The sequence below is a fragment of the Brachybacterium subflavum genome (assembly GCF_009299795.1).
GTDB lineage: Bacteria > Actinomycetota > Actinomycetes > Actinomycetales > Dermabacteraceae > Brachybacterium > Brachybacterium subflavum.
Genome location: NZ_VIGP01000004.1, coordinates 55,107 through 80,464, shown reverse-complemented (window position 1 = coordinate 80,464; position 25,358 = coordinate 55,107). Strand labels below are relative to the sequence as shown.

The 25,358-nt window shown below is 67.7% G+C and carries 54 protein-coding genes; 5 read left to right on the top strand and 49 right to left on the bottom strand.

Going from position 1 to position 25,358, the window contains the following annotated elements:
- Position 1: 1 nt before the first annotated feature.
- The 9 genes from FHG10_RS10640 to FHG10_RS10600 form a co-directional block, all read right to left on the bottom strand.
- Positions 2-382, bottom strand: a complete 381-nt coding sequence (locus FHG10_RS10640) for a hypothetical protein (protein WP_152353320.1) — start codon at positions 380-382, stop codon at positions 2-4.
- Positions 383-411: 29 nt separating this feature from the next.
- Positions 412-978 carry a capsid assembly scaffolding protein Gp46 family protein gene (locus FHG10_RS10635; RefSeq protein WP_152353319.1) on the bottom strand — a complete coding sequence of 189 codons (567 nt, stop codon included), beginning with the start codon at positions 976-978 and terminating at the stop codon, positions 412-414.
- 76 nt (positions 979-1,054) lie between these two features.
- Positions 1,055-1,975, bottom strand: a complete 921-nt coding sequence (locus FHG10_RS10630) for a VG15 protein (RefSeq protein ID WP_454614418.1) — start codon at positions 1,973-1,975, stop codon at positions 1,055-1,057.
- Positions 1,972-3,471, bottom strand: a complete 1,500-nt coding sequence (locus FHG10_RS10625) for a hypothetical protein (protein ID WP_152353317.1) — start codon at positions 3,469-3,471, stop codon at positions 1,972-1,974. Before FHG10_RS10625 ends, FHG10_RS10630 begins: the two co-directional genes overlap by 4 nt.
- On the bottom strand, positions 3,468-5,132 hold the full coding sequence (locus tag FHG10_RS10620) for a terminase (RefSeq protein WP_152353316.1): 1,665 nt from the start codon (positions 5,130-5,132) through the stop codon (positions 3,468-3,470). The genes FHG10_RS10625 and FHG10_RS10620 overlap by 4 nt, the downstream gene beginning before the upstream one ends.
- Before the next feature lie 20 nt (positions 5,133-5,152).
- Complete coding sequence (locus tag FHG10_RS10615; RefSeq protein ID WP_152353315.1) at positions 5,153-5,605, bottom strand: phage terminase small subunit; 453 nt, start codon at positions 5,603-5,605, stop codon at positions 5,153-5,155.
- A gap of 16 nt (positions 5,606-5,621) precedes the next feature.
- Positions 5,622-5,822: a hypothetical protein gene (locus tag FHG10_RS10610; RefSeq protein ID WP_152353314.1), complete on the bottom strand. Its 201-nt coding sequence runs from the start codon at positions 5,820-5,822 to the stop codon at positions 5,622-5,624.
- On the bottom strand, positions 5,815-6,168 hold the full coding sequence (locus tag FHG10_RS10605) for a hypothetical protein (protein ID WP_152353313.1): 354 nt from the start codon (positions 6,166-6,168) through the stop codon (positions 5,815-5,817). The genes FHG10_RS10610 and FHG10_RS10605 overlap by 8 nt, the downstream gene beginning before the upstream one ends.
- Positions 6,158-6,877, bottom strand: a complete 720-nt coding sequence (locus FHG10_RS10600; RefSeq protein WP_152353312.1) for an adenine nucleotide alpha hydrolase family protein — start codon at positions 6,875-6,877, stop codon at positions 6,158-6,160. Before FHG10_RS10600 ends, FHG10_RS10605 begins: the two co-directional genes overlap by 11 nt.
- Positions 6,878-7,087: 210 nt before the next feature.
- On the opposite strand from FHG10_RS10600, the gene FHG10_RS17985 reads away from it, so the two are divergent.
- Entirely contained in the window at positions 7,088-7,255 is a 168-nt protein-coding gene (locus FHG10_RS17985) for a hypothetical protein (protein WP_193636275.1), read from the top strand.
- A gap of 158 nt (positions 7,256-7,413) precedes the next feature.
- Here FHG10_RS17985 and FHG10_RS10595 read toward each other — a convergent pair whose 3' ends face one another.
- A complete protein-coding gene (locus FHG10_RS10595; RefSeq protein WP_193636274.1) occupies positions 7,414-7,707 on the bottom strand; it encodes an HNH endonuclease in 294 nt (97 codons plus the stop codon).
- Positions 7,708-7,722: 15 nt separating this feature from the next.
- Between FHG10_RS10595 and FHG10_RS17980 the strand changes: the two genes are divergently transcribed.
- Positions 7,723-8,250 carry a hypothetical protein gene (locus tag FHG10_RS17980; protein ID WP_193636273.1) on the top strand — a complete coding sequence of 176 codons (528 nt, stop codon included), beginning with the start codon at positions 7,723-7,725 and terminating at the stop codon, positions 8,248-8,250.
- Positions 8,251-8,487: 237 nt separating this feature from the next.
- On the opposite strand, the gene FHG10_RS10590 is transcribed toward FHG10_RS17980, so the two are convergent.
- The 13 genes from FHG10_RS10590 to FHG10_RS10535 form a co-directional block, all read right to left on the bottom strand.
- On the bottom strand, positions 8,488-9,144 hold the full coding sequence (locus FHG10_RS10590; protein WP_152353310.1) for a helix-turn-helix domain-containing protein: 657 nt from the start codon (positions 9,142-9,144) through the stop codon (positions 8,488-8,490).
- Positions 9,141-9,365 carry a hypothetical protein gene (locus FHG10_RS10585; RefSeq protein ID WP_152353309.1) on the bottom strand — a complete coding sequence of 75 codons (225 nt, stop codon included), beginning with the start codon at positions 9,363-9,365 and terminating at the stop codon, positions 9,141-9,143. Before FHG10_RS10585 ends, FHG10_RS10590 begins: the two co-directional genes overlap by 4 nt.
- On the bottom strand, positions 9,362-9,727 hold the full coding sequence (locus FHG10_RS10580; protein WP_152353308.1) for a hypothetical protein: 366 nt from the start codon (positions 9,725-9,727) through the stop codon (positions 9,362-9,364). Before FHG10_RS10580 ends, FHG10_RS10585 begins: the two co-directional genes overlap by 4 nt.
- A complete protein-coding gene (locus FHG10_RS10575) occupies positions 9,724-10,170 on the bottom strand; it encodes a hypothetical protein (RefSeq protein ID WP_152353307.1) in 447 nt (148 codons plus the stop codon). The genes FHG10_RS10580 and FHG10_RS10575 overlap by 4 nt, the downstream gene beginning before the upstream one ends.
- Entirely contained in the window at positions 10,167-10,583 is a 417-nt protein-coding gene (locus FHG10_RS10570; protein WP_152353306.1) for a hypothetical protein, read from the bottom strand. Before FHG10_RS10570 ends, FHG10_RS10575 begins: the two co-directional genes overlap by 4 nt.
- Positions 10,580-10,810, bottom strand: a complete 231-nt coding sequence (locus FHG10_RS10565) for a hypothetical protein (RefSeq protein WP_152353305.1) — start codon at positions 10,808-10,810, stop codon at positions 10,580-10,582. Before FHG10_RS10565 ends, FHG10_RS10570 begins: the two co-directional genes overlap by 4 nt.
- Complete coding sequence (locus tag FHG10_RS17975) at positions 10,810-10,962, bottom strand: hypothetical protein (RefSeq protein WP_193636272.1); 153 nt, start codon at positions 10,960-10,962, stop codon at positions 10,810-10,812. The genes FHG10_RS10565 and FHG10_RS17975 overlap by 1 nt, the downstream gene beginning before the upstream one ends.
- The gene (locus FHG10_RS10560; protein WP_152353304.1) at positions 10,959-11,228 is read right to left on the bottom strand and encodes a hypothetical protein; all 270 of its coding nucleotides are present in this window, start codon (positions 11,226-11,228) and stop codon (positions 10,959-10,961) included. Before FHG10_RS10560 ends, FHG10_RS17975 begins: the two co-directional genes overlap by 4 nt.
- Entirely contained in the window at positions 11,225-11,584 is a 360-nt protein-coding gene (locus FHG10_RS10555) for a hypothetical protein (protein WP_152353303.1), read from the bottom strand. The genes FHG10_RS10560 and FHG10_RS10555 overlap by 4 nt, the downstream gene beginning before the upstream one ends.
- A gap of 161 nt (positions 11,585-11,745) precedes the next feature.
- Entirely contained in the window at positions 11,746-11,952 is a 207-nt protein-coding gene (locus FHG10_RS10550) for a hypothetical protein (protein WP_152353302.1), read from the bottom strand.
- Positions 11,952-13,163 carry an AAA family ATPase gene (locus tag FHG10_RS10545; RefSeq protein ID WP_152353301.1) on the bottom strand — a complete coding sequence of 404 codons (1,212 nt, stop codon included), beginning with the start codon at positions 13,161-13,163 and terminating at the stop codon, positions 11,952-11,954. Before FHG10_RS10545 ends, FHG10_RS10550 begins: the two co-directional genes overlap by 1 nt.
- Entirely contained in the window at positions 13,156-13,950 is a 795-nt protein-coding gene (locus tag FHG10_RS10540) for a hypothetical protein (protein WP_152353300.1), read from the bottom strand. The genes FHG10_RS10545 and FHG10_RS10540 overlap by 8 nt, the downstream gene beginning before the upstream one ends.
- 11 nt (positions 13,951-13,961) lie before the next feature.
- Positions 13,962-14,339, bottom strand: coding sequence for a hypothetical protein (locus tag FHG10_RS10535; RefSeq protein WP_152353299.1), 378 nt, complete (start codon positions 14,337-14,339; stop codon positions 13,962-13,964).
- A 65-nt stretch (positions 14,340-14,404) separates the two neighbouring features.
- Between FHG10_RS10535 and FHG10_RS17970 the strand changes: the two genes are divergently transcribed.
- Positions 14,405-14,578, top strand: a complete 174-nt coding sequence (locus FHG10_RS17970; RefSeq protein ID WP_193636271.1) for a hypothetical protein — start codon at positions 14,405-14,407, stop codon at positions 14,576-14,578.
- Between the two features lie 3 nt (positions 14,579-14,581).
- On the opposite strand, the gene FHG10_RS10530 is transcribed toward FHG10_RS17970, so the two are convergent.
- The 26 genes from FHG10_RS10530 to FHG10_RS10425 form a co-directional block, all read right to left on the bottom strand.
- Positions 14,582-15,163 (bottom strand): hypothetical protein, encoded by a 582-nt coding sequence (locus tag FHG10_RS10530; RefSeq protein WP_152353298.1) that lies wholly within the window; start codon positions 15,161-15,163, stop codon positions 14,582-14,584.
- Between the two features lie 14 nt (positions 15,164-15,177).
- Positions 15,178-15,423 carry a hypothetical protein gene (locus FHG10_RS10525; protein ID WP_152353297.1) on the bottom strand — a complete coding sequence of 82 codons (246 nt, stop codon included), beginning with the start codon at positions 15,421-15,423 and terminating at the stop codon, positions 15,178-15,180.
- The gene (locus FHG10_RS10520; protein WP_152353296.1) at positions 15,420-15,677 is read right to left on the bottom strand and encodes a hypothetical protein; all 258 of its coding nucleotides are present in this window, start codon (positions 15,675-15,677) and stop codon (positions 15,420-15,422) included. Before FHG10_RS10520 ends, FHG10_RS10525 begins: the two co-directional genes overlap by 4 nt.
- Positions 15,674-15,910, bottom strand: coding sequence for a hypothetical protein (locus tag FHG10_RS10515; RefSeq protein WP_152353295.1), 237 nt, complete (start codon positions 15,908-15,910; stop codon positions 15,674-15,676). Before FHG10_RS10515 ends, FHG10_RS10520 begins: the two co-directional genes overlap by 4 nt.
- The gene (locus tag FHG10_RS10510) at positions 15,907-16,170 is read right to left on the bottom strand and encodes a hypothetical protein (RefSeq protein WP_152353294.1); all 264 of its coding nucleotides are present in this window, start codon (positions 16,168-16,170) and stop codon (positions 15,907-15,909) included. Before FHG10_RS10510 ends, FHG10_RS10515 begins: the two co-directional genes overlap by 4 nt.
- On the bottom strand, positions 16,167-16,493 hold the full coding sequence (locus FHG10_RS10505; protein ID WP_152353293.1) for a hypothetical protein: 327 nt from the start codon (positions 16,491-16,493) through the stop codon (positions 16,167-16,169). The genes FHG10_RS10510 and FHG10_RS10505 overlap by 4 nt, the downstream gene beginning before the upstream one ends.
- Before the next feature lie 35 nt (positions 16,494-16,528).
- A complete protein-coding gene (locus FHG10_RS10500) occupies positions 16,529-16,711 on the bottom strand; it encodes a hypothetical protein (RefSeq protein WP_152353292.1) in 183 nt (60 codons plus the stop codon).
- Positions 16,708-16,899 (bottom strand): hypothetical protein, encoded by a 192-nt coding sequence (locus FHG10_RS10495; protein WP_152353291.1) that lies wholly within the window; start codon positions 16,897-16,899, stop codon positions 16,708-16,710. The genes FHG10_RS10500 and FHG10_RS10495 overlap by 4 nt, the downstream gene beginning before the upstream one ends.
- Positions 16,896-17,069, bottom strand: coding sequence for a hypothetical protein (locus tag FHG10_RS17965; protein ID WP_193636270.1), 174 nt, complete (start codon positions 17,067-17,069; stop codon positions 16,896-16,898). The genes FHG10_RS10495 and FHG10_RS17965 overlap by 4 nt, the downstream gene beginning before the upstream one ends.
- On the bottom strand, positions 17,066-17,935 hold the full coding sequence (locus tag FHG10_RS10490; RefSeq protein ID WP_152353290.1) for a THO complex subunit 7 family protein: 870 nt from the start codon (positions 17,933-17,935) through the stop codon (positions 17,066-17,068). The genes FHG10_RS17965 and FHG10_RS10490 overlap by 4 nt, the downstream gene beginning before the upstream one ends.
- Positions 17,936-18,236: 301 nt before the next feature.
- On the bottom strand, positions 18,237-18,698 hold the full coding sequence (locus FHG10_RS10485; protein ID WP_152353289.1) for a hypothetical protein: 462 nt from the start codon (positions 18,696-18,698) through the stop codon (positions 18,237-18,239).
- The gene (locus FHG10_RS10480) at positions 18,692-18,874 is read right to left on the bottom strand and encodes a hypothetical protein (protein ID WP_152353288.1); all 183 of its coding nucleotides are present in this window, start codon (positions 18,872-18,874) and stop codon (positions 18,692-18,694) included. Before FHG10_RS10480 ends, FHG10_RS10485 begins: the two co-directional genes overlap by 7 nt.
- Complete coding sequence (locus FHG10_RS10475; protein WP_152353287.1) at positions 18,871-19,218, bottom strand: hypothetical protein; 348 nt, start codon at positions 19,216-19,218, stop codon at positions 18,871-18,873. Before FHG10_RS10475 ends, FHG10_RS10480 begins: the two co-directional genes overlap by 4 nt.
- Positions 19,215-19,613 (bottom strand): hypothetical protein, encoded by a 399-nt coding sequence (locus FHG10_RS10470; protein WP_152353286.1) that lies wholly within the window; start codon positions 19,611-19,613, stop codon positions 19,215-19,217. Before FHG10_RS10470 ends, FHG10_RS10475 begins: the two co-directional genes overlap by 4 nt.
- 127 nt (positions 19,614-19,740) lie before the next feature.
- Positions 19,741-20,166, bottom strand: a complete 426-nt coding sequence (locus FHG10_RS10465; RefSeq protein WP_152353285.1) for a hypothetical protein — start codon at positions 20,164-20,166, stop codon at positions 19,741-19,743.
- Between the two features lie 71 nt (positions 20,167-20,237).
- Positions 20,238-20,726, bottom strand: a complete 489-nt coding sequence (locus tag FHG10_RS10460; RefSeq protein ID WP_152353284.1) for a single-stranded DNA-binding protein — start codon at positions 20,724-20,726, stop codon at positions 20,238-20,240.
- A 1-nt stretch (position 20,727) separates the two neighbouring features.
- The gene (locus tag FHG10_RS10455; protein ID WP_152353283.1) at positions 20,728-21,585 is read right to left on the bottom strand and encodes a recombinase RecT; all 858 of its coding nucleotides are present in this window, start codon (positions 21,583-21,585) and stop codon (positions 20,728-20,730) included.
- Positions 21,582-22,364, bottom strand: a complete 783-nt coding sequence (locus tag FHG10_RS10450) for a hypothetical protein (protein WP_152353282.1) — start codon at positions 22,362-22,364, stop codon at positions 21,582-21,584. Before FHG10_RS10450 ends, FHG10_RS10455 begins: the two co-directional genes overlap by 4 nt.
- Positions 22,361-22,534: a hypothetical protein gene (locus FHG10_RS17960; protein ID WP_193636269.1), complete on the bottom strand. Its 174-nt coding sequence runs from the start codon at positions 22,532-22,534 to the stop codon at positions 22,361-22,363. Before FHG10_RS17960 ends, FHG10_RS10450 begins: the two co-directional genes overlap by 4 nt.
- Entirely contained in the window at positions 22,531-22,707 is a 177-nt protein-coding gene (locus FHG10_RS17955; protein WP_193636268.1) for a hypothetical protein, read from the bottom strand. Before FHG10_RS17955 ends, FHG10_RS17960 begins: the two co-directional genes overlap by 4 nt.
- Complete coding sequence (locus tag FHG10_RS10445; RefSeq protein WP_152353281.1) at positions 22,704-22,889, bottom strand: hypothetical protein; 186 nt, start codon at positions 22,887-22,889, stop codon at positions 22,704-22,706. The genes FHG10_RS17955 and FHG10_RS10445 overlap by 4 nt, the downstream gene beginning before the upstream one ends.
- 102 nt (positions 22,890-22,991) lie before the next feature.
- A complete protein-coding gene (locus FHG10_RS17950) occupies positions 22,992-23,180 on the bottom strand; it encodes a helix-turn-helix domain-containing protein (protein WP_193636267.1) in 189 nt (62 codons plus the stop codon).
- A complete protein-coding gene (locus tag FHG10_RS17945) occupies positions 23,180-23,365 on the bottom strand; it encodes a hypothetical protein (protein ID WP_193636266.1) in 186 nt (61 codons plus the stop codon). The genes FHG10_RS17950 and FHG10_RS17945 overlap by 1 nt, the downstream gene beginning before the upstream one ends.
- The gene (locus FHG10_RS10435; RefSeq protein WP_152353279.1) at positions 23,362-23,679 is read right to left on the bottom strand and encodes a hypothetical protein; all 318 of its coding nucleotides are present in this window, start codon (positions 23,677-23,679) and stop codon (positions 23,362-23,364) included. The genes FHG10_RS17945 and FHG10_RS10435 overlap by 4 nt, the downstream gene beginning before the upstream one ends.
- Positions 23,680-23,839: 160 nt before the next feature.
- Positions 23,840-24,037 (bottom strand): hypothetical protein, encoded by a 198-nt coding sequence (locus FHG10_RS10430; protein ID WP_152353278.1) that lies wholly within the window; start codon positions 24,035-24,037, stop codon positions 23,840-23,842.
- 85 nt (positions 24,038-24,122) lie between these two features.
- The gene (locus tag FHG10_RS10425) at positions 24,123-24,350 is read right to left on the bottom strand and encodes a helix-turn-helix domain-containing protein (RefSeq protein WP_152353277.1); all 228 of its coding nucleotides are present in this window, start codon (positions 24,348-24,350) and stop codon (positions 24,123-24,125) included.
- A 179-nt stretch (positions 24,351-24,529) separates the two neighbouring features.
- Here FHG10_RS10425 and FHG10_RS18245 point away from each other — a divergent pair, with 179 nt between their 5' ends.
- Positions 24,530-25,078 carry a helix-turn-helix transcriptional regulator gene (locus tag FHG10_RS18245; RefSeq protein ID WP_227488183.1) on the top strand — a complete coding sequence of 183 codons (549 nt, stop codon included), beginning with the start codon at positions 24,530-24,532 and terminating at the stop codon, positions 25,076-25,078.
- Positions 25,075-25,338, top strand: coding sequence for a hypothetical protein (locus tag FHG10_RS10415; RefSeq protein WP_152353276.1), 264 nt, complete (start codon positions 25,075-25,077; stop codon positions 25,336-25,338). Before FHG10_RS18245 ends, FHG10_RS10415 begins: the two co-directional genes overlap by 4 nt.
- Positions 25,339-25,358: the final 20 nt, after the last annotated feature.

Below are 25,358 nucleotides of genomic sequence, written 5' to 3'. Positions count from 1 at the left end.
GTCAGGCCTCCTCGACGATGATCTGGCTCACCGCGGCCTCGGGGGCTGCGGTGAGGGCGGCCTTGGCCGCAGCGGACAGAAGCGGGCGGCGCACGTGGGCCTGGCGCTGGACGGCGACGTTCAGGTTGCCGTCGGCGTCGGAAACGCGATCCGAGACGGTGAAGCCGAGCTTGTCGGTCTCACCGACGGTCGGCGTAGCGTCCTCGGCGGCGTACACCTTGGCGGTGCCGTCCGCAGCGATCACCACGGGGGAGAGCGCGGGGATGTTCCCGCCCTTCACGTCCGCGGTGGCCTTCTGGGTGGTGGCGGTGTTGAGACCGTAGAGGGAGGCGAGCGCGCGACGGCTCGAGACCCCGGTCAGGTCCTCATCCTTGATAGCCATGAGATGGCCTTTCTGTAGGTAGGGGAGTGTCAGGGACGGAAGTTCTTCGCGGCTTCACGCCCGGCCTCAAGCGACCCGCCGGGGTTGCCGCGGGTGCCGTGGAGGTCGGGGCCCTCGTCGGCGCGGACCAGGTTCGCGAGGATCCTGTCGGCCGACTTCGTCATCTCGTCCTCGGTGTCGCCCGTGACGAAATCTGCCCACTCGCTGGGCACGTTCTTGGTGGCGAGGACCGAGGCGCGCATATCGGCGTGCTTCTTCTCGGTCTCGTACGCCTGGGTGGTCTTCTCGAGCTCTGCGATGCGCTCCTGAGCCTTCTGCAGCTCGGACTTGTCGGCATCGTCGATCTCCTTGAGGCGAGCCTCGAGCTCCTCGACGCGCTTCTTGGCGTCGGCGGCGTTCTTCCGCTCCGCGCGGAGGGCCTTGATGCCACCCTCGCCGAGCTTCTCGTCGTCCTGTTCGTCGGCCGGCTTCGGGTTGCCGTTGCTGTCGGCCCCCTCGGCGGACTTCGGCTCCGAGGAGCCGCCATCCTGGCCGGGCTCCTCAACGAAGCGGACCGCGCCGGTCTGGTTCAGGAGGTTCATGCGGTTGATACCCATCGCGGGCTCCTTCCTCGCCCGCGTCGTGCGGGCATGGTGGACGGCCCCACGGGCGTGGGGCTGCAGGGTGGAGTGCTCAGCGGATGCCGAGCGTTGAGCGCATCCGCCCGAGGGCGATCTGCTCGAGGTTGGGGAGGTCTCGCCGCTCCTGCTTCCAGGTGGAGAGCATCGCGGTGGACGAGAGGGGGCGGGCCTGGATGTCGGCCCAGAGCTCGTCGCGTTGACGTCCCTGGTCGGTGCCGGCCCACGTGTATGCGTCTTCCCACTGGCTGTGGAACAGGTCCCAGCGGTCCTCGATCTCATCGGGGACGCCAGCGTCGTCCCAGTCGCCGTAGATCGCGACGGGCTCGCAGCGGCAGTGCCCGTGGAACGGTGACCCCGCGCCCTGCTTCGAGCTCTTCGCGGCGCTCGGGGTGTCGTAGGCGTGCCAACGCCGCCGCCCCTTGCGATCGCGCCACGAGTACCCGAAACGGGTCACAGTGCGTTCGGCGTCCTGCTGGTTCTCGTACGTCCACTGCGACATCAGTCGGCAGTATGCGCACGCGTCAGCCTGCGGGACACGCCGCCACGTCACCTGCTGACCAGAGCGCTCCGCGCCACCGATGACAGTGTCACGACCGACGTTCGATACCAGGCGCACGACGCCCTGCGAGAGCCGGGGGAGCACCTGCTCGACCGCGTACGGGAAGACGATGTCCGTCAGCGCCCACTTCACGATCGGCTGCAGGATCGCCCACGTGAGCGCAGCAGCTGTCGGCCGGTACAGCACCGGGGCGAGGCCACCAGCTCGCTGCGCCGTCTTGAGGTACCCGAGGGCGTTGTCCTGGGAGGTCTGCGCGTAGGAGGTCGCCACCACCGGGGCCGCAGTCGCGAGGTACTGGAAGACATCAGGCCCGTCCGGAGCCTTCTCCATCAGGATTGTCATGCCGTACGACGTAGCGTCAGCGATGTTGGCTGACTCCTTGCGCCACCCTCGGTATGCATCCCAACCACTCACAGCTGCTCACCGGACTCCCGCTGCGCCACCAGCGCCGCCGACGTCGGGTTGGAACGGGCCGAGAGAGCCTGCTCCGCGATCGCCGTGTTCGCCTTCCGGCGCTCCGAGTCCTGCCACGACTCCGCGAGCCGCAGTGCCGTCGCCTTCGAGAAGCCGGCCGCCTCGTAGGTGACCGTCTCCCCGGGCGCGACCGCACCCGCGGTGACGAGCGATGCGAGCGCCATCCGCGAGGAGTAGCGCGTCGTCTGCCCCGGATCGTGGAAGTCGCACTCGAGAGCCACGATGTCGTCGGGGACCACCGGAGTGCCGTTCTCGAGCATGTACACGTCGTGCAGCACGTCGAGCACGGGGTCGGCGAGGTCGCGGCCCGTCTCGTCGGCGAGATCGTTCAGTTCGCCGTCGGCCCGGTCGATCGCGTCCGCGCTCGAGGGGTTGTCGTGGATGACACCGAGCTTGTCCGGGGAGAGCTGCGACTCGGCGGCGTACAGCATCGCCGTCATGCGCAACTGCTCGAGGTGCGGCTGCTGGGAGCCGATCTGGACCTGCCCAATGCGCGTCTCCGGAGCCTCGGCCGCGGGGATCGGCGCACCCTCCTCGTCACGGTGCAGGTCGATCGCGTAGAACCGGCCCATGCCAGAGCGGAACTGCTCAGCGAGCTCCGGGTCCATGTTCGTGCCGTACAGCTGCGGGTACCCGTAGATCTCGCCGTTCATCTCCGCGCGCAGGAACGAACGCGCCGCGGAACGCGTGAGGGAGAGCATTGGGCGCGAGAGCCGCGACTGGCCCCACGGCTTGTCCAGCTGGGGGAGGAACGTCAGCGGCCGGAGCGACACGCGCCCAGGGAGCCCTGTGCGGAACCGCTGGACCTCGAAGTCCGCGCCGAACGACACCCGCGACAGCTGGATGACCGCGCCCGGATAGAACACGAGGACGCGCTTCACACCGAAGTGCGCCCACTCCTGCACGGCGAGACCGCACCGCAGCTGTCCCGGCTGCACGTCATCCCACAGGCCCGTCGCGTCCCGTGCCGAGAACGCCTGCACCTTCGTCATGCCGCCGGAACGGAGCGACGCGAGGAAGGCGGGCCCGTAGATCAGCATCGACTGCACGGCCATCTTGATCTGGCCGGCAAATCGGGTGCGGCGCAGCGTGGCGTCGAGGTCCGCGTAGCGCTCCGTGGAGCCAGGTCGAACGAAGCCGTCGAGCTGGATCCGGCGGGCAAGCGTGTCCACCGACGTGCGGTTCCAGCCCAGCACGGAGGCGTACTCCTCGAACTCCTGGGGGATCGCGACGCCCATGTTCACGAACGCCTGCTCGGCGTTGTAGTACACGAACCGCTCACGGTTCCGTGCGGCGACGAGACGAATCTGCTCGCACATCTGCGCGATGTCCGCGTTCACGCTCTCGGACAGGTCACGCAGCGACGGGATGTTCAGGAGCCGCTCAGGCTCATGGGAGACATCCACCGAAGGGCCGGGGCCGATTCCAAGGGTCACTTGATAGCCACCCCCCTCTGCGGTGCGAGCTTCCTGCGAGTGCGTGCGCCAGCGCCCTTCGAGACTGCGTCCAGGCGCGCCTTCCAGGCCATGACCGCCGCATACGCGGCATCGATCTTGTCGGGCGAATCGGGGTAGGACTTGTAGAGCAGGTACCCGGAGCGGGTGCGCCGGCGACGCGCGTTCAGCATGTGACGCATCAGCACGGTCGACCCGTCGAGACTGCAGTCGCCGTTGACGATCGCGTCGTGCAGCTCCTCAAGGAGGCGCGGCACGTTCGCGTCCTTGCCCTTCGGCCAGTACGACATCGGGGCTTCCCGCTTCGCCGTGATCTTGAGGGTCTTCGCGTACTTCGCTTCCCACTCAGAGATCTGCGACGTCCACCCGTTCGGATCCGCATAGAAGCCGACCACGTTGTGCTGATCGAAGACCTCGCGGACGCGGGCGTCGACCTCGGCCACAGGGACGTTCCAGTCCTTCGTGTTCCGAGGCTGCTCCCACACGTCCAGGACGAACAGGTGCCCGTCCGAGACGCGGCACCCAATGAGCGCCGTCGCATCCGCAACCCCGCGAGCACGACCACGTGAACCGTCGAAGCCGACCGTGATCGGCTCATCCGGCCGCACGATCTTCTCGACATCCGTGACAGCCGTCAGCTCGGGGCGAGAGAGCCACGAATCAGAGGCCGCGACGACCTGGTTCAGGTAGTCGGCCCGGGCGATCTCAGGATCCTTCGTGAGATCCCAGAACGACTGGATACGCGGCTCGAGGTCCGCGTGCCCCGGTGGGCAGGCAGGCTCGTGGATCAGGCACCCGTCGGGGTGCGCGGACGAGTCGCCATAGGCGATCCGCAGGCCGAGAGTCAGCGACTCGCGATCCGTCGTGTCCGTCTCCCCAGGGGCCTCACGGTGGTCGTAGAACAGGCCGTCCGCGACAGCCTTGCCCTCCTGGATCATCGCCCAGTAGTTCGCCGACTTCTCCGCGACACTGTCCTCGCCAGGAAGGAATGCATTCGGGGTCTCGAGGTACGCGCCGCCACGCTTCGCGGTGTTCGCGTCGATCACCTGGTGCAGACGAGAGCCACCGTTCGACGACACCCACTCCTCGGTCTGGTCACAGACCACGAAGTCAGCGCGAGCGCCCTTGATCGTCCGCGCCGACGTCGTCACCATCTCGAGGCGACCCGACGGCAGGTTGATCCGATCACCGAGGATCTCGACGCCGACATAGTTGTCGACGACAGGGCCCTCCATCATCTCCTGGAGCGCCGAGAACGTGTTCCGGGTTTGGGTCTCCGACGTCGCCGCGACCTGCACCAGCGGCGTGCGAATCTCCGACCACGGCTTCCCAACCGGCTGCCCCGCGGCATCCCAGCCATCGAAGATGACCGGCCCCAGTCCCTCGGCTGCCATGAGCGCCGCCGCGAACGGTGACTTGCCCCAGCCTCGAGGACGCGACAGGACGCCACGCCGGAACTTCCGCCGGCCCGTCGCCGGGTCCAGGCGATAGAAGTTCAAGATGAAGTCCTCCTGCTCCGGGTAGAGCACGAAGGAACGCGGATCCGCACCAGAGTCCGGCTGCGCCAAGTTCTCCGAGATCCAGTCGATGACCTGCCATCCGAGCGTGGGGTGCTCATCGCCATCGAGGGGCTTCCACGACATCCGCGGTCACCCCCGATCAGTCACTCCCCAGAGGCCCTCTGATCCGGCCGCAGCACCTTGATCTGGCCCCGGCGCTCGCGGGCAGACTCACCTGCGGGCTTGCGCTTCGAATCCGCGGCATCCGCGTCCGCGAACTGCATGCGGAGTCGCGCGCGGTCTTCGGGGGTCGCCCCGAACTTCGCGACGCGGATACGGAGCTCGCCGAGCGCCGACGTATCGCCGTTCCCCCACAGCTGAGCGTGGAGAATCGCCGTGTCGAGCAGGAACGACCAGTCGGTCGATCCGAAGTGCTCAGCCTGCGGCGAATCCCGCCACATCGCCCACCACTCGCGAGTCTCATCCGGCCACGACAGCGCCTCCGGCAGATCCGGTTGCTCTGACTCCTCGAACCGGAGGATTGTCGTCGGCGATGGGTCGGCATTGCGCCGCGCCCGCTTCGACGGATCCTTCGGTGCAGGTCCTCGTCCCGCCATGACTCACCTCCGAACTCTAGGAACCGCTGGAACTGGACATGGCGGCGTTGTAGGCCCTGGTGTATGCGGCATTCTGTGCGGTGCCGCTGCCGCCGCGAGCCATGACCTTGTAGGTGGCTTCCATGCCTGCACTGTGTGCGGCAGTCTTGCGCGTACTCTCGGCCGTGATCGGCTTGCTCATCAGGTTGAATCCCTTGAACGCCTTCTTCTTAGCCACCGTCCACCTCCACGCCGAGAAGGGCCGCCAGAGCAGGCCCGCTCAAGTATTTGTCGCCGTACACGTCAGGGTCAGCGCCGATCGCACGAAGGAACGACTCCTTCTCGGCGCGAGATGAGAACGCCACCGCGAACCAGTACTCCGAATCGGTCGCGTCCCGCTTGCGACGATCCTCGTCCCGGCGGCGGGTGACGTATGCCGACTCGATCGCAGCAACCTCAGAAGCCGCTGCTGCCTCGAGACTGTCGGAGGGCTCGACACCAGCGAGAGTATCCACGGGGCGATGTCCCGCGATGAAACCGGCCCCGCCGACTTGGAACTCGCTGTTCTTCATCTCAAAGGCCATGACGGAACAGCTCCAAGTCCGCGAGCGGGAACCAGTCGAGGACTCGCTCGTACTCATCGGGCCTCAGCCGCGACATCGGCTCGAGGAACCGGTAGTCGATGCCATCGAACGACCGGCCGAACATCTCGTAGTCCGCCGGCAACTCCCACGAGTGCCGATCGAGACACGCCGACCAGTCCGCCTTCACCCAGTCGGCGATCGGGGAGACCTTGAGCGTGCTCGGCTTCATCACGCCGTGAGTGACCATCGACGCACGCCTGTACGGAGAGTCCGCGGCGCGCACTCCATCAGCGCACCACGTGTCCGTCGGCAGATCCAGATCCTCCCGGATCATCGCCCACGCCTGCTGGTGCGACGGGCGGGGGAGAGCCATCGCCGCCAGGGCCTCGAGGCGATCGAACGGCTGAAACACCCGGGCGTGCAGCATCCGGTAGAACGAAGGGTGCGGATACCGGTGCACTCGCTTCCCCAGCCGCCGCTCGGCGTACTCGAGACCCTCTTCGACGAAGTCGAGCGCCTTCCCCGGCTCTCGCCCAGGCACCAAGTAGAGGTGCGCGAGCTCGAAGTCGATGTCGGCCTCGAGCAGTGCCAGAGTGGCGGCGATTGCGTCCTTGCCGCCCGAGTAGGCAACGAGGACCGTGCGGCCCTCAGCCCTCAGGCGCGCACGGACTTCCTCAGAGGTCGGCTGGCCCTTGATGGTGGTAGTCACTAGACATCCTCTCTCGCCAAAGTGCTTGTGCACTCGTGACAGAGAGTCTACTATGTAGACAGCAGTACAGAGCAAGTCCAGGAGCGAACAATGACCACCAAGGCCATCACCCAGACCACCGACCCCATCCCCGCAGAGGTGCGCGCCGCCCTCACCACCATCATCATGTGGGGGATCGACACCGCAGCCCGCAAGATCAAGGAGCGATGAATGGACCCACTCATACGACTCGCCATGTGGCGCGAACTCAACAGCGACCGCGCCAACGCGATCGCTGAGGCCCGCGCCGCCGGCCACACCTGGGACGAGATCACCGAAGCATCAGGACTCAGCCGAGCCATGGCCGCGAGGATCCACCAGCAGAACACCGCCAAGTAGGCACCAGAGACGCCCTTCACGCTCGACGTGGAGGGCGTTTCGCTGTGCCACTAGCCCTCGCCAGACCCGCCCAGACCCGTACAGGATCCGAGGGACTAGCGACCCCGGCGCGCGTTCGGACGGGGGAGGGGAGGGGAATGTGCCCCCCGCCTGCGCGTTTACTTCAAGCCGGGGTGGCGCTCCGTCTTGCGCTTCCATCGGGCCTGGCCTCTGCGTGCTTCGGCCTGGGTCTTGTCGTTGTGGCAGGGGTGGCATGCGCCTTGGCCGTTCCGGAGGTCGAGCTCATCGCCGCCTTCGGTGACGGGGATGATGTGGTCGGCTTCGACGGCTCGACCTTCGCAGCGTGGTCCGCGGATCTGGCATTGCGGGTCGCGCGTGAGGATCTGTCTGCGCCATGCGGTCTGTTGTGCTCGTGTGGTTCGCCGGTTGGTCGGGTGTTCCGTCCAGTTCACGGCTATCCTCCGGGCATGGGCTACAGGGAGTGGCGGGCGCGTTTGCTCGAGCGCACTGATGCGATGGCTGAGCGTGCTGACGCGCGTGCTGAGGCTGCGCAGGCGAAGCAGGATCGCGCGAAGGCTGAGATCGCTGAGCGACGCGAGGCGGATGCGGAGGCGGCGCTGCGCTCATGGATGCTCGAGCGCGCTGATGCTCTGCATGTCGACCATGACGAGATGGTTGAGCGTGCGAAGCGTGTTGGTCTTGGTCTTCCTACTCCGCATGAGGCTCGCGGTCTTGAGCGCGTGGCGAACGGGATGACGGCTGCGACTTCGGTCCTGCCTGGCTCGTCCGTGGTGCGCGCGGTTGCCGCTGTGGATCTGGCGGCCGATGGAAGCGTGGATGCTTCTGGTCAGTCGCGCCCGGATCCGTACATGGCTTGGGTGAACCTGATTCGGGTCGAGGAGCGTGTCGCGAAGTACGAGGCAGATGGTCAGCCAGTGCCGCTGCACGAGCGAGCACTGTTGCGGTCTGCGCGTTGGGCGCTCGAGCACTCGTGATTCGGTAGGGGCTGGGCCTGGCCCCACCCCCGGGCTCGTTGTCTCTCGAGTGGGGGTGGGGTGGCTGGCACCCCTGGGCCTGCCCCAGGCCGGGGTGCGCCCGGGGAGCGGCATCGGGGGATGGGGTGCTCTACCCGGGGCATGCAAGAAGCCCCCGGCCGGTTGGCTCAGGGGCTTCGGTGTTCGGTCACCTGGAGGCACTGATTCCAGGTAACCCCAAGGTACCGCCCGCCCTGGTCATGACGCAAGTGCATCCCGGAATTGCTGTAGGGCGTGTCGCGGGACAACGGGTGGCCTCCCTTCGGCGTGGAGGTCTCCTCGGTCGATCATGCGCCCGATGGTGGATCGGGAGACGCCGAGGATGCGGGCTACCTGGGTGACGCTGAACCCCTCAGTGTCGGCGGCGTACGCGTGGTCAGCCAGTGATGCCACGTGCCCGTCGGCGCATCGCACGAACGCCACGCTCTCGTGGTAGACCCACTGCTCGGCCCCGCATTCGCAGTGCTCGGGGATCTTGGTGCGCCGTGGGAGCATGCCGAGCATGCCGATGGCGCGCTGGTTCATCCCCTCGAGCTCTTCGACCATGTCGGTTGCCCATGTCCCGTCGGCGATCCAGATGGCGTGCTGCCGCAGGAACAGCGCGAGTGCAGTGGTCTCGTCTCTCGGGTAGGGGTCTCCCTGCTCTTCGTTGACGAGCTGGGACCAGCCCTGCAGGGATGCGCGGATGTCTTCGGCGAGGTCGAGCATGCCGAGGTTGACGGGCGCGCTCGGTGGCCCCGAGGTGTCGACGGTCGGGCCGTGGTGGGAGAGTTTGACCCGCTTCATCCCCTCGAGGATGAAGTGCACCTCCTCCGCCCGGTTCACAGCACGGATCACGGATTGGGCGTCGGTCATTCCTCGATCCCTTCGGTGCAGTCGGCGACGAGCATGTGGGCGAGGCCGAGCACGGCGTGTGCGGGGCCTCGTCCGACGGTGGCGATGTGGTCTTCGTCTTCGACGGTGTGCATGTTGATGGAGTGCACGGCGAGTGCGAAGTGGTTGACGATCAGCTGTTCGTCGAACTCGGCGCGGATGTACTCCTGGACGGCTTCGTGGAGCTTCTCGAGCGGGGTCATTCGCAGTCCTTCGTCGTGGGGGTGCTGGGTGGGCACTGGCCGGGCAGGTGCCGGATGTCCCGGATGCCGAAGCTCGCCATGTCGTGGTTGAGCTCCTGCAGGGCCGCGAGGAAGCCAGTCATCGTCGGAGGCAACGGGGCCTTCTCCCGGTTCCTCCCGTCGAGCGCCACCATCGCGGCCCGCCCATCCGGGTACCGGGTGCGGATCTCCCCGCCGGATGGGTCTGGCTGGATGGACCACCAGGTGCCGTCGAACCGGTAGATGCGGGTCTTCCGGGTCCTCGAGTAGGCGATCTCGCCGGGCCTGACGAACGGGACGGCGGGATGGTCCTCGGGGATGCGCCAGGGGTAGAGGGCGGTCATGTCGTGAGCCTCCAGACGAGGTCGTCGCCCGTGACCTTCCCAGCGCGCACGTCGTCGACGTCGTTCGGGATCTCGCGGTTGACGGGGGACAGGACCACGAGGCGCACGTAGTCGTCGTAGGTCGCGCGCCCCTGTGCGACACAGCGGACGATGAGCTCGGTTGCTGCGCGCACGTTCCAGGGGCTGAGTCCCCGGATCGCCCGGAGGTAGCGGCGGGCCTCCCGTGGCTCCACGCCGGCGGCGGCGAGCATGCACACGGCCTGCCCGGCGTCGGCGCGGTAGTGCCGGGCCTGCTCGACATGGAACTCGTCGGCGGCCGCGGCGAGGTACGTCTCGCGGTCGTGGTCGCCGTAGCCAAGAGCTCGCAGCTTCCGGTCGGCGTACCAGTCCCAGAGGGGATGCTGGAGCCGCCAGACGATCTCGTGGATCATTCCGCGGATCACGCGATCACCTCGCACGGCGTCGTGGGGTCGACGAGGTCGACGTGGTGCCCGCCGATGACCAGGTCGACGCTCGTCTTCGCGGGGCCACCTCGGAAGTCCATGCCCTGCTCGCGGTTGCGGGCGATGATCCTGTCGTAGTGACCGTGGACCGAATCGAGCCGTGCACGCATGTAGGTCCCCTTCCACTCGAAGGCGACCGTTCGGCCGATGTCCCAGCTGCTGAGTGCTCCGATGGTCAGGTGGGCGTCCCTGGTGATGCCGGCCTTGAGGCCGGCGACCATGCCCTCCTGTACCTCGAGTGCGTCCTTGAGGTTGGCGAGGGTAATGGCGAGACCCTTCGCGCGCTCATCGCCGCGCGCGTAGGCGTCCCGGATCTTCTCGTCGGCCGAGGACTTGAGTCGCTCGTTGCTCATCGCGTTGTCTCCTTGTCTGCGGTGATGGCGTCGGCCCATGCGTCGATGCCTGTTGCTGCGCGGGTAATGCCGTCGATCTGGCCCCACTGGTACGAGTCGGCGACGGGGTCGCCGGTGGTGTTGGGGTCGGGGATGTTGTCGCGGATGGTGTCGGCGAAGGTGTGGAGCGCTTCGGCCATGAGGTCGCGGTAGAGGTCGCGTGCGCGTGCGGAGAGCCGGTGGAACATCAGTCCTCCTCGTCGGCGGGGATGAGTCGGGTTCTGGTCTCGAGGCCGTTGGCTCGTTCGACGAACCAGGCTTCGCCGTTGTCGTCGAGCTCGAGCCATTGGGCGCGGGGCTTCGGGTGGGGCTTCGGGGTCTTGCGGTGGAGGGAGATCATTGGTCGGCCTTCTTCCCGAACTCGCGGGGGTTGCCGGCAGAGGGGTCGTGAGCCCCGAGTTCTTCGGCGAGTTCTTCGGGGGTTATTTCGTGCATCTGGTGGAGGTGCACTTCGATGTCGTCGGGCTTGCGCTGGCCCGCGAGGCCCGCGGCGATGAGGATGAGCAGCACGGCGGTGGCGGCTGACTGCCAGTGCCAGGGCGACCAGATCGCGGCGAGGGCGCAGACGGATGCTGCGGCGAGGCAGAGGGTGGATACGAGCTTCATCGGGTCTCCTTCGTGAGTCCGAGCCTCTGGGCGAGCTCGGGGGCGTAGTCCTCGAGGGGCCGGACGATGGGGTAGGCGAACGGCTTGCGGATGAGGTCCGTCCCCTCCCGATTGACCGCGTAGTCGAGACGGGCGGGGCGGGTCTGCCCGGTCCACCGGGGGCCGCCGGGTGTGCGGCGCACGAGAAACTTCTCGCCGTAGAGCACACGGCCGTCGCGGGACAGGTAGAGCTCAGGGTCTTCCGGCATGAAGTACGGGAAGCCGTTGGCGTCGACCCATACGAGGAGGGCGTCGGAGTTGCTAGGGGTGACGCGGATGCGGATCGCGTCGCGGGGCGGTCGCTGGGGTGCGGTCATGGCTGAGTTCCCTCCGGGCATGAAGAAGCCCCCGGGGTATCCGGGGGCTCGAGTACGTGGTGCTTGTCGTTGAGGCCGTCGAGGTAGGCGCGCCAGTACTGGTCGGTGGCGGCCAGCCGTTGGGCGACCTCGAGGCGAGGCGGGTCGGTCATTGGGTTCTCCTAGTCGAATGGTCGAAGCGCGACGGCGCGCACCTCGGGCAGGAGGCACGATCCGTCGCAGGGCCTGCGCAGCCGCTCGAGCTGCTGGGCGGGCGCGAGCGCGTTGAAGGTGGCGACCCGTTCGCGAGCCCGCTGAACCTTGTCGGTCCAGTCGGGGTCGTCGGACGGGTCGTCGTGCATCAGCTCCTCGAGGTCGAAGATGTCCATCACGGCTCCCACGGGTACGTGCCGGAGGCGTACAGCGATGACGGCCACGAGCGTTGGTCTCGGTCGCCGCGCCAGCGGACGAGCTCGACCTTGCGAGTGCGGAAGTCGCCGGGGTTCGCCTGGTACGGCGGGTGGTCGGTGTCGAGGCGTAGCCCCATGCCGAACTCGGGCCAGCCGAGCAGGGCGGAGGATCCGCGGGGACGGAGATCCCGTTGCCCTTGGGCGGATTGACCGTGCCCCGCGTGGGCTTCCATGACGAGGGCGAGGCCCCGGTCGCGGAGGGTGTCGAGGGCGGCGAGCACGGGGGCTGCGTCGTCGTCGGACTGGATGGCCCTCGGGACGAGCTTGTACAGCGGTCCGATGAATAGCAGGTCGGGCTGGTGGTCGTCGATGAGGCGGTGGATGGCGGACATGTCCCGCTCTCTCGTGATGTCGAGGCGGGGTGTGCAGGCGAGCGGGATCATCTCGGCGACGTCTCGGTCGGCCTGCTGGCTGGCGGTTGCGACGAGGCGACGGGTCGCCCTGCGCCACTGCCGTTCGGTGTTCTCCGCGTCGATGATGAGGACGCGCACCGGGTCGATGGGCTGGAACGTGAACGGGTGGATGCCGGCGGCGGAGCAGATCGCGAGCTGCCGGACCAACGTGGTCTTGCCGCCGCCCTCGCCGCCGGTGAAGATCGCCCGCTCCTGGCGTTCGAGGATGTCTGGGATCAGCCAGTCGTAGGCGTCGGACTCCTCGAGTACCCGGGCCAGGGGCCTGGCTCGGAGGTCGCTCGAGGTGGCCTTGCCGATGTCCTCGAGGTCGCGCTTGACGATCGCGAGGGCGTCAGCGAGGTCGGCGTCGGTCGCGTTCTGGCGGGCCCTGGCGGCGGCGGCGATGAGTTGCCGGCGCTTGGACCCTTCCGCGATCTGGTCGGCCCAGTGGGCTGTGGTGCCGCCGGCGGGCATGCCGTCGACGAGGCCGAACACGTCGCCGGGCTGGTAGCCCTTGACGGTCCGGCCGAGGACGCCGTCCATGGTGGCGATGTCCGTGGGCTCGCCGGCGGTGCGTCGATCACGCAGGGTGGCCCAGACGACGCCGAACCGTCCGGACGAGAAGTCGTCGGGCTCGAGGTGCTGCGCCCACCGGTAGGAGTCGGGGGACGTGATGCACGCGCCGATGACGGCTCGCTCCGCGGCGGCGGTGTTGATGGGCTGGTCGGTGTCATCCATTGAGCAGGTGGGGGTTCATGGACAGGAACTGCCTTGCGTCGTCGTTGGATCCGAGGGGCCGCGCGGTGGGCGCGGTCTTCGCCTTGAGTCGGAGCTGATCGAACTGCGATCGGAACTTCGGCATGGACATGACGTTGCCGCGCCAGAAGTCGTCGTTCTGGCACCAGTCGATGAGGCGCTCGGCTTCGGATTGGTCTCGGCCGTCGCGGTCGAGCATGAGTCGGGCTGCGTCTCGCCACGACTTGGTGATCGTCGGACGCTTGGAGCCGTTCGCTTCGATCCGGTCAGCGAGGCGGTTGCAGAGGGAATTGACGTCCTCTCTCGGGGTCGCTTCAGCGACCTCGGACGAGTTCTCTTCCTCTTCCTCTTCCTCTGTTGAACGCTTCGTCGACGATCCGTTGAACGACTTGTTGGACGATCCGTTGGACGGCTGCTTGCGCTTCTCGGCGCTCGCCTTCCCGGCCGTCTTCCCTGCCAGGCGTTTTGCCTCGACGTCGGCCCGGGTCTCCTGCGCATCGTCGTAGTCATGGAGTTGACCGCTTCCGTCGTCGTTGAGGACGAGGGACGGCGAGGTTGGATCGTTCGTGCACAGCTCGTCAACGACTCGTTCATCGAATCGTTGAACGACTCGTTGGGGCACTCGACCATCGGTCAGGTACCTCCGGGAGTAGACGATCATCTCAAGATGAGCCACGATCGCCTCCGCCGAGAGCGACGCGATCTTCGGGTGATCGAAGTAGTCGAGAGCGAGGCGGGCGAAGTATGCGCCACCGAGCTTCCGGGGCATGAGGACTCCTCTCAGAAGTCGATGGTCTGGTCGGTGAACACGAGCCGCACCCGGTGCAGGCCCTTGATGCCGGTGTTGGGGTCGCGGCGGTAGTCGGGGCCGATGAGGTGCTTGTGGTCGTCGTCGGGGAGCCGGTGGGCGTCGACGACGCCGTCGATGAGGGCTTTCACGGTCGGTGCGGCGTTGGCGGGGTCTGCGCGGCCGGCGCGCGAGTACGCGATGAACGCGGTGCAGTGGGCGACCTCGAAGGTGCGGAGGGTTCGTGCGCGGAGGCGGGCGAGCTGCCGGAGTGCGGCGGTCTTGCGTGCCTTCTCTGCCCAGTGGGGGCGCATGTTCGAGGACAGCCAGAGCGCCTCGGGGATGTCGATGGTGATGTGGTCTTGGGCCACGTATTGCTCCTCGGGCATAGAAGAAGCCCCCACCGGTCGGTGAGGGCTTGGGGTAGGTTCGCGTCATGTTGACGCGTGGTCAGGAACGGGCGATCGTCCAGCAGATGCGGGCTGATCTACCGCAGGGGCTGGACTCGGAGCAGCTGGCGTCCGACTACGTGGCGCTCGCGTGGGACATGTTCGAGGTTCTGGTCGTCCCAGACGATGCGCGGATTGCGGTGGCGCGGTACTTCGGGTGATGGCTACCGGAAGATGATCGGGACGATAACCGCGGCGGCGACGCCAGCCCAGGCAGCGATGAGTGCCCATCTGCTGTGCCGCGCCGACGCTTTCGCTTCCCCTCGAGCCTGGTCTCGCTGGTCCTGGAGGATCTGATTCTGTTCGTCGAGCCTCTCGACGACCTGATAGACGGGGTTCTCGGCGAGCTCCTGCTCGATGGTCGGCGTCTTGATCGACGGGCGTGCGGTTCGGTTCGCGAGGGCCTCGGCTTGTTCCTTCCCGGCGGCCGTGATCCCGGAAGCCTTCTCCACTGGCCCACGGAACCGCTTGCTAAGGGCTTCGGCCGCCGCGTTGCCTGGGTTCATCGCGCCCTGGATGAAGGCGTCGGCTGTATCCAGGGCGTCCTGCGCTAGAGCCCTCTGGTGATGTTCGTAGTCGTCAGCGATCCCCTCGAGAGCGTCGCGGTGGAGGTTCCGGATCTGCCCCAGTTGCAGCTGCAGATCGGGCGCAGGTTCGATCCTCTGCCAGGAACCGTCGTCGAGCTGCTTCTCGAGGTGCTGACGATCATCCCCGTCGGGGCTTGATATGCGGATCCGGTCGTTCATGCCTGCATCCTCTCCTACTCGGTGCCGTCGAGCACCCGCACGGTCTGACACGGCCAGTCGGCCCCGCAGTGCTCGCAGTACTCGACGTACGGGGGTTCGGGGGCGCGGTGCTCATGGAGGGCGCGGATGCGCTGCACCTGGGCCTCGAGCTGGGCGATGTGGCCCGCGGCGGCGATGGCCGCGTCCATGCCCGCGTAGTCGCCGAGGGCGGCGTGCTCGGAGGCAAGGCCGCGCAGCCGCTCACGCTCCGCCGGGGTCATCGCTGGGTCTCCTGCCGGTAGGGGTTGGGGGATCGCTCCCAGATCGGGTAACGGCGGTCAACCCCCTCCGCGTATGCGGCCCGGCGACCTCGTTCCCACGCCTCGGCCTGCGCCTCCCGCACGATGGGCAGGACAGCATCGGCCTGTGCGAGATACCAGTCGCGGTCCTCGGTCCAGTTGTCCCCGCCCGCGTCGTCGGCATCGCAGATTGCCCGCGCGATCCTCTCGCGCAGGTCGGTCGGGTCGGTGGTCATCGCGGCTTCCTCCCGTTGTGGAGCGCCTGCCGTGGGTGCGTGTAGTGATCCGCGAACAGCCGCCATGGCTGCCGCGCCTTCGGGCCCTTGAGGCGCGCGGTGAACGTGGCCGCGGTCGGCTCCGGCATCACGTGCGCCTCGGGATCCTCGACCGGCTCCGTGAGGCTGTCGATCCATCCGAGGGGCTGGAAGTCGGCCGGGTCGCCGCCGGTGGGGCCGAACATGATGGTCATCGCTGGACCTCCCTCGCGGCGACCAAGGCGGCACGCATGTCGTCGGCGTAGCTGCCCCACGACTCGATGCCCAAATCGTCCTCGCCCGTGTAGGCGTTGAGGGCGGCGAGCACCTCCTCGTCGGTCGGCGGGAGGGACGCCTGCCACTCTGCCCCGTCGATGAAGCCCTGCACGGCGCATCGCTCGGTGGTCATGGGCGGGCGGTCGATTGGGAAGTGTCGCCGCTCGGCTTCGGCTCGGGCTCGGTCGGTGATGTTCATCGGGCCGCGTCCTCGACGTACTCCCACGACGTCTCGTCGTCCGAGACGTGCAGGGACACGGGGCCGGAGCGGAGCGGCTGCTCGATGCCCTCGTACATCTCCGGGATCATGGAGCTGTCGTCGAACCACGGGGCGATACCGCACGTGCCCTGGTCCTTCATGGCGTGTCCCTCGTGCTCGGGATCAGAGAAGTTCTCGCATCCCTCGTCACACCAGGTGCGGCACCATGCGCCCTCGGGTGCGGTGCAGTCGATGGACCAGTGCACGTCGCCCAGCGGGGCGATCGTGACGGTCAGGTGATGGTAGTTGGGCTTGGTACTCATCGGTCGTTCTCCTTCTCGGGCGCGGTCGGTGATGCTCATCGGATCTCCTTGCGGTTGTCGGGGGTGGGGCGGTAGTCCCAGCCGCGCCAGGAACGCCCGCCGACCCACTGCTGGCGTTCGACGGTGCGGAGCCAGCGCCAGCCGTGCTGGTCGGTGCGGACGGGATGCCAGGCGAACCAGAGGTGCCAGGGCCCGTAGCGGGGTGGATCGACGCTCATCGCTCCCCCTCGGGTGCGAGTCCCACAGCGGCCAGGGCGTGATGGTGGTCGGTGCGCCAGCGCTCCACGACCTCCTCGGCGCTGCGGGGGTTCGCGGGGTTCTCGTCGCGGCGGTGCAGACTCCCGCCCACGATCTCGATCGAAGCCCCGCACGAGCAGGTCTCCGCGATGCGGACGGGAGCGCTCATCGCTCCTCCTCAGGTGCGAGTTCCACAGCGGACAGGGCGTGCGCCAGAGCAGCGGCGTGGGTGGGTCGGTGGCGGGAGTCGATGAGGTAGCCGTGGGTGTCGTAGTAGTCGATCCACCAGTGGTGGGTGAACACCTCGGAGCGCCAGACGCGGACGCGGGCGGCCCTCATGGGGTGCCGTCCTCGGTCACACGCACGCCGTGCTTGGCCAGGTAGTCGGCGAGGTCTCCGCAGTTCCACTCGTCCACGTCGGCGTCCGCGATGAGACGGGACAGCGCCTCGGCTCCCTCGGGGCGGGTCGGGGTCGGCGGGTCGATCAGGCGGCGCTCGACGAACTCCGGGCCGTCGATCGCGGGCACGTCGTGGTCCGCGAGGTCCACGCCGATGAAGCCGTCGGGGTCGCGGAACATGTAGGGCGTGCCCGCCGGGATGGCACCGTTCACGGGGCGGTGGCCGCGCGCCCACATCGCGTCGCGATGCTCGCGGGCGGTCAGGGGCCGGTTCTCGATCAGGTCCTTCTCCCATTCCGCGAGCGGGACCTGGGAGCGCCAGGAGTCCCGCTCCTGCTCGGCCCTCTCCGCGCGGACCTCCAGCTCTTTGATCCGGGCCTGGAGCTTGTCGATGGTCCGGCCATAACGCTCGGCGGTCGCCTCGGCCTGCTCGCGCTCACGCTCGGCCTTCCGCCACATCGCGTGGTAGTCCACCGAGGTGTCGTCGGTCGTCGGGGCGGTAGAGCGCTTCACTGCATCGTTGAGGGCGTGGCGCAACGCAGGCTTCTCCAGGCGCACGCGGTCACTCGTGGACCAGAAGTAATCCTCGTGCACGAAGTCCACGAACTCGTCGGTCACGACGCGCGGGAGGCGGGTCTCGTCCAGCGGGGACCAGCCTTCCAGGGACATGACCGAATCGGAGTGGAACAGGGGCTTCTCTCCGAGCTCGAAAGGCACTGCCCACGGGGCGATGTTCTCCGGGCTGACGCGTGCGGCGATCCTCCCGTCCGGGTGCGTGGCGAAGCGGGCAGTGGCAAATGCTTCCATTCGAGTTTTCATTTCTTCGCTTCCTATTCGAAATAACTGACTGCATTAAAGGTGGATTCTTGATCTGGGAGGTAGCGCGAGGTGTGCCACGGATCGGCCGTTTCGGATGCACGCAGAGCAGAGGGGTCAGCAAAGTGCCTGGTGACGGGGGTTGCACCTCTCCGAACCCAGGTGTATTCTCCGTGCCATCCAGGAACTCGTTACGGCGACTTGATTGGAGACCTCAGCAATGCCCGGAAAGATCTCTGTGCTAGTCAAGGCAGACGTCGGCAAGGACGCTATTGAGCTGTCCGTTACCGGCTCACTCAATTCCGATACCGCGCCCGTCCTCGCCAAGCACATCCAGCGAGCCAGGACGTTCGATCCCGGCGCACCCGTTCGCGTCGACCTCACGCGCGCAGCCGAGATCGACCCGAGAGCGCTCGGCCGACTGCGTGCCGAGATCGACTCGACCTGCATCGAGTTCGGCCGAAAGCACCTCGTGGACGTCGTGTTCATTACGCCCACCCAGCAGACAGGTCGAGGGCCGGACACCCTCCCTCTCCTGGCGGCTAGCTGAGCCCCTCCCGGGGCCTCGTTCGTTCACCCCGCCGGCTCGTCTCCTGCGGTTCGACCCCCAGTCGGCGGGGTGAACACCCTTTCTTCGTGCCCGCAACCGGCGGACCACGAGTGAACGCAACTCGACAGCGGCCACGATGGCCATCGCGATCACGGCCCCGACGATCGGGAAGATCCCGAACGCGTAGACCAGGGCGGTCACCACGGGTGCTCCTCTTTCCAGCGGGTCGGGGTGTACCTGGAGGGGGTGAAGTCTCCGGACTCGGAGCAGTCGGGCTCGTGGCCCCCGGTGCGGTCGCAGTACGGGCACGCGTCCGCCGGCGGGTCGGGTGCCATGAGGCCCAGAGCGACGTAGTCGGCGACGTCAGGGATCGGAGTCATGAGGTCTCCTCGAGGTGGTCGAGCAGGTCGAGCTGCTCGGCGGGGTGGCGGCTCGCGGACCGGCAGTCGGGGCAGCGGCGGTGATTGGTGTGTCCGAGCTCGCCGGGGTCGGGGTGGAAGTCCCAGCCGCCGAGGATCACGCAGGCCGTCGCAGATCTGCCGGTCGCTGTCCGGAGGCACACCGAGCACTGCACGGTCATGCGCGTGATGAGCCTGTGTCCGTCGATCTCGACGTGCACGATCCCGGGAGCCCACGTCGGAGACACCGGGAACTGCTCGCTGTGCTCGCGGACGGTCAGGTCGAACCGTTTGAACGGCAGCGGGATGCGGGCCAGGGCGCTCACGCCGCCGTCCCCCGAATGGGCCGCACCGCGCCAGCGGCGGGCAGCTCGGACAGGTCGGCGATCACGGCGACGCGGCCCTGCGGCTTCACGGGCACGGTCCGCGTGGTGCGGGTGTCGATGCCGAGCTCGCGCATGATCCCCGTGACGGAGATCCGGCCCGTCGACTTCGTGAGCGTGTACGCCGCCGGGTCCTCCGGGGATGAGGCGACGATCCGCAGCAGGTATTCGTCGGGGTCCCACTCGAGGTAGACCGCGGCGGGATGGCCGAGTGCCTTGCGGGCGGCCGCGTTGAGGGCGAGGAACGATTGCCGGTTCGAGCCGGTCGCGCCGATCGTGATCTGGGGGAGGGGCGAGCCACCGCTACGGGCAGGCTTCTGCAGCTTCCGGAAGGCCATGGTGGGCTCCTTCGTGTTGTGGTTGGGAGTGCCCGGCCGACGTCTCGAACGTCGCGTTGCCAGCGCCGGGCGGCCATAGAGAAAGCCCCCGCCGTGATCGGCGAGGGCTTGGGGATGCGGGGAAGGGTCAGGCGTTCACGGACGCCGGCGAGGTGAGGCCGTCGCGGGCGGCGATCTCGTAGGCCTCGGTCGCGCGGGCCAGGGCCTCCTCGGCCTTCTGCTTCTTCTTCTCGGCCTCGCGGATCGCCCGCTCACCGGCGCGCTTGATGTCCTCGAGGTGCTCGGTGACCTCGTCCGGGGTGGCGGCGAAGATCTTGATGTCGTCGTCGGTGCCGAAGACCTTGGCCTCAGACTCGACTCCCTCGAACTTGCTCTTCCACTCGATCGTGAGGATCGCCGCGTCGGTGCCGTTGTGCAGGACGCTGGTGACGACGCCGTAGAGGACCGAGTAGCCGGAGTAGGACTTCTCGAGGCGCTTGTAGACGTCGCCCGCCTTGAGCGAGGTGATCGTGATGATGTCGGCCGAAGCCTCGACGAGGGTCTTGGTCTGCATGGGGTTCTCCTTGGTGAGATGCGAAAGGCCCCGCCGGATGACGGAGCCTTGGGTACTGCTACTGGTGGGGGTCAGAACGACGGGTCGTCGTACCCGCCCTGGTTGCCGCCGGCCCACGGGTCGCCGGCGGGCTGGCCTGAGAAGCCCCCACCCTGCGGGGCCTGGGACTCGTTGCTACCGCCCCTCGATCCGCCGCGCTGGACCTTGTTGGCCTTCGCGGTGGCGTAGCGCAGGGACGGGCCGATCTCGTCGACGTCCAGCTCGATCGAGGTGCGGTTGTTGCCCTCGCGGTCGGTGAAGGAGCGCTGCTTGAGGCGGCCCTGCGCGACCACGCGGGTGCCCTTCTCGAGGGACTCCGCCGCGTTCTCGGCGGCGTCGCGCCACAGCGAGCAGCGCAGGAACAGGGCCTCGCCGTCCTCCCACTGGTTCGACTGGCGGTTGAACGTGCGGGGGGTGGAGGCGATGGTGAAGGAGGCCACGGCGACGCCGGACTGCGTGAAGCGCAGCTCGGGATCGGCCGTCAGGTTCCCGACCACCGTGATGATCGTGTCGTTCGCCATGTCAGTTGCTCCTGTTCTGCATGCGGGTCTCGAGGGAGTCGATCAGCCGGGACGCTTCGTCCTTGCTGAGGTCCTTCTTGCTGGAGATCTCGCGTCCGATCACGCGGGACATGGCCTCGTAGTTCTTCTCGTCGATGTCGTTCTCGCCGAGCAGGACACAGAGCTTCTTCATCTGGTCCGCCGTGATCACCTCACCGGTTCCAGCGATCGCGGCGCGCAGATCGTCCTGGCCGTGGGTATCGGCGGCGGGGGTGGGCTCCGGCTCCTGCTTCGGTTCCTCGCGCTTCCGGCGGGAGACCTTGGTGGTCGACTGCGGGGCAGCCGCCGGCGCGCCCTCCGGGGCGTCAGCGAACGTGCCGCCGATCTCGTCCGGGGTGTACTTGGCGGGGCCGAGCACCTCCGGGCATGCGAGTCGGCAGGCCTCGGAGATCGCGCGAGAGCGGAGCATCGCCGCGGGGAAGCTCTTCCATGTCGGGTTCTTCGTGAGCCCGGCCTTCTGCGCGGCATCCATGGTCCAGGTGACCTTGTGCTCGTACTGCGGATCGTCGCGCCGCCAGATCGAGGCGGTTGCCTGCTGGTCGTCGGCGACGACACGGACGCGATGCCCGGCCTCGAGCGCGCGTCGGTGCATCATGCTCGCCGACATGGAGGGTCGGCCGTTGACGACGTACACGTCGGTCAGTGCCGCGATGGGGGCTTCGCCGAGTGCCTGGGCGTAGCCGATGGCGACGAGGATGTTCGCGGGGGAGTTGCGGTAGTCCTTCGGGATGATGGACGCCGCGGCGAGGGCCTTCGAGTAGTTCATCTGCTGCTCGAGGTCCAGCGCCTGCTGGGGTTGATGGACGACGACTTCACTCATCGGGTGACCTCCTGGAGGGTCTTCGGGTTCCAGCGGCCCTTCACCGCGAGCGCGGCGAGGAACGTCCGGAACGATTGGTCGATGTGCTCCCGGTCGGGAGACAGCTCGTAGAGGGTGGTGCCCTCGGCGGTGACGTGGGCGACGTAGGTCGCGGCGACGTCGGGGATCGCGTGCTCGGTGTCGGGGTCGTCGTCCTCGACGTAGAACTCGGCGCGGGCGTACGCGGCGGTCTGGATGGCCGTGTCCGCGTAGACGCCTCGGCTGGTCTTGAGGTCGATCTCGATTGGCTCGCCGCCGTGCAGGGTGGGCACGGTGGCGATCAGGTCGAAGCGGCCGGCGTACCAGTGCTCGCGGGAGGCGACCGACTTCTCGGTGAGGATCGGTGTCACGTCCCAGGTGTCGAGGAAGTCCACGTACCCCTCGACGTACGGCACGAGCTCGTCGTGCACGTCCACGTCCTCGCCATGGATGACCCGCTCGGCTAGCGCATGGACAGCGGTGCCGCGCACGGCGGCCTCGTCACGCTTCTTCCACGGGGCCTTGCGCCACTCCTCGTAGAGAGAGTCGCGGTCAATACTGGCGAGGTTCCAGGCGGCCTCCGACGGCGGCAGATCCTTGAAGGAAGCGGCCCAGTCGGCGGCAGCCTCGGCGGCCTGGTTCGCCGCCCAGTAGGTGAGTGCCGGCTTTGGCACGCCCCCGCCGATGATCGTCGTCGCACCCGTCACGGCCTTTCCGTCCAGGCGGTACCGGTGGGAGGACTCCTTGAAGGTGAGGGTCACTGCGACACCCCCAGCATCGGTGCGAGATCCAGCGCCCCGTACCTCTTGAGCGTCGACCACGCGGCATCGGCGACGTCGTCGGGGATGCTCACGTCCCGCAGCAGCTCTCGCGAGTTCATGCCGTCCCGCGAGTAGTCGGCGATGTGTTCGTGTTCGGTGAGGGTGGTCATGTCGGGATCACCTCCGGGATGCCGTCCTCGTCGAGGCGGACCATCGTCATCTTCCGCACGAAGTGCACGGGCGGGTAGAACGTGGGCGCGAACGGGCTGTCGTAGAGGGAGCGCGGCCTGGCCCGGTCCGCGTCCGTGGCGTCACGGATCTGTTGCTCGAGTTCGGTGCTCATCGGGACTTCCTCTCCCTGTCGACGTTCCCGGCGGCCCGGTTGCCGACGGGGTCACGGTGGGCGTTCGCGCGCGGGGCGCGCTGGTACTCCGGGAGCCACGGGTTGTTCTGGCGGCGCGGCAGCTCCGGCTCGGTCTGCCGGTGCTCGAGGGCGTCCCAGATCTGGCGGATCTCATCGGCCACGGAGCACCCCCAGCCGGTAGAGGCCGGCGGTGATCATCAGCGGCACGGCGATGAATGCGGCCCCGTAGGCGACGAGCAGGCCTGCAGCGAGGAGAAAGTCGGTCATGCCGCGACTCCCTCGTGCGTGAGCCACTCCTCGAGGTCCGCGACCCGGATGACGTACTTGCGACCCGCGAGGCGCGCGGGCAGCGGGTTCCCGTCGGTGCGGCGGATCGCCTTGCGCAGGTAGTCCGCGGAGAAGGGCACGAGGTCGGCGGCTTCGTCGATAGTGACGGCGAGCTTGGTGGGCATCAGTCGTCCTCCTCTTCGGGGCCCTCGAGGATGTAGTCGGCCAGTTCGATGACGGAGTCGGGGTCGCGTTGGTAGGGGAGGATCGCGAGGACGACTCGGCGGCGCGCTTCGGCGTCGTGGTCGTTGAGTCCCCAAGCGCGCGGCGGTGCCGCCTCCTTCGGTGTGGGCAGGGGGATGGTGGTCACTTCTCATCCCTCCAGACGTCCCAGCGGGTCGCACGCCGGCCGGTGGGTGACGTGCCGTCGCGGTCGACGGCGCGGATCATGTACGCCTGCTCGAGCTCGGAGGTGCGAGACCTGACGTTCTGCCGCGTCGTGTGACTGGCGGCGCGCGGCTCGTGACGGGCGATGTAGCGCTCGTAGATTTGGTCGTGCGTCAGAGGGCCGTGCTCGCCGAGGATGTCGAGGATCCGCAGCCGGAGCAGTGCGCGCTTGCTGGCGGTAGGGACGGCCTCGTGCGAGGTGACCGGGTCGGCGGTGCGGGCGAATGTGGCAGTCATCGTTGGTCCTTCCTGTGGGTGGGGCGACGGCGGAGGCCGGTGCGCATGTACTCGCGGATCAGTTCCTGGTAGCGGGGGATAGGTGTGCCTCGATGCACGGGGGCTCCTTGGGTACGAAGAAGCCCCCCGCCGGATGGCGAGGGGCTCGGTGGGTGTGGGGTCAGGCGGCGGCAGGTTCGATGTCGAAGTAGCCGAGGATGCGGCGCACGGCCTTCTCTCCGGTGGGGTCGCTGTACCCGATGGAGGCGCTATGGCCGTTCCACCAGTTGAGGTAGACGGCGGCGGCGATCTTGAGCTGCTTGTTGCTGATGTCGGGGATGGCGGCGGCAACGATGGCCTTCGCCTCGGAGATGGACATGGGTGTCTCCTTCGAGGTCGCCTCCTGAGAGGCGGCCGCGGTAACCCGCGGGCTTGGGTGCTACTGGGATGTGTGCCGCGCTATGTCACGCGGCGGCTTCGCTGGGGATCACGTAGGTGATGGCGTCGAGTGGGACGCCGAGTCGTTCGGCGATCTCGCGGGCCTTCGTCGGTGAGGGCTGCTTGCGGCCGGCTTCGAGGTTGGAGAGGAATCCGGGAGTGATGTCGCACGAGACGGCGAGGTCGCTCTGCTTGATCCCGTAGGCCACTCGGAGCGCCTTGACCGCGGGGCCGAGGACTAGTCGCTGTGTCATGCAGACCACGATAGGCAACAGCAGGAAAGTATGTCAAGCAGGGAAAGGAAAGGAGTGGAACATTGGCGCTGACCTGCACACACGGGGTCGAATTACAGCCGTGGTTTTCCTAGACTCGGCACCCGGCTGCCGAATCGGCTTGCTGGACTTTTCCTCGACTTGCCTCGGAGGCTCCTGCCATGACCACTGGAGACGAGATCCGTGCCGCGCGACAGCGGGCAGGCCTCACGCAGCAGCAGCTAGCCGAACGCGTCGGCGTCACGATGCGGACCGTCGGCAACTGGGAACGCGGCGAGACCCTCTCTGAGCGATACGCCGCGCGGCTCGCATCCGTCCTCGATGGTCTGATCCAGAGCGCCGAAACCCCCTCGATCGAGGACTACAGCGACGCCGCCCTCTTGGCGGAGATCGCACGGCGCTTCGACCGCACCAGGAGCAGCCGTGACCGATCAGCATCTAGCCCCAGAACCGCCGACTCCGCGGACCCTGTGGCGCGTGACGCTCAGCAGGATGGCGCAACAACCCCGCCCGCCGACGCGATGTGGATGCCGGAGTCCGTGCGCCCAGCCCAGGGGGGCCGCGACGAGGAGAGTGAGGGGAACCTCGCTCAGCGGCCGCCGGCCGACTTCGACCTCGGCGACTTCGACCTCGCCGCGAAGCACGGCAGGAACCGCGGCCGCGAGGCCCGGGAGCAGCAGGACCGCGACGCCGAGGACGGCGGGGCGTGAATCTGGCCAGCAGGGATCATCTCTCCGCGAAAGTAGTGCGCAAGGAGTGCAAGCCGCCGGTCGCGGCAATCGTCATTGCGCTGATGGGGGAGGGGTGGACAGTCGTGCGTGCAGGTCACAAGTTCAGGCTCCTCTGTCCGTGCGAGCACGACCAGCGTTCCATCAAGGTGAATGGCACGCCGCGCGTCCCGGATGTCCACGCTCAGCAGGTCGAGCGCTCAGCCAGGCACTGCCCGTTGAAGCACGACCTGATTCAGTGACGTAGTACTGTTTCGACTAG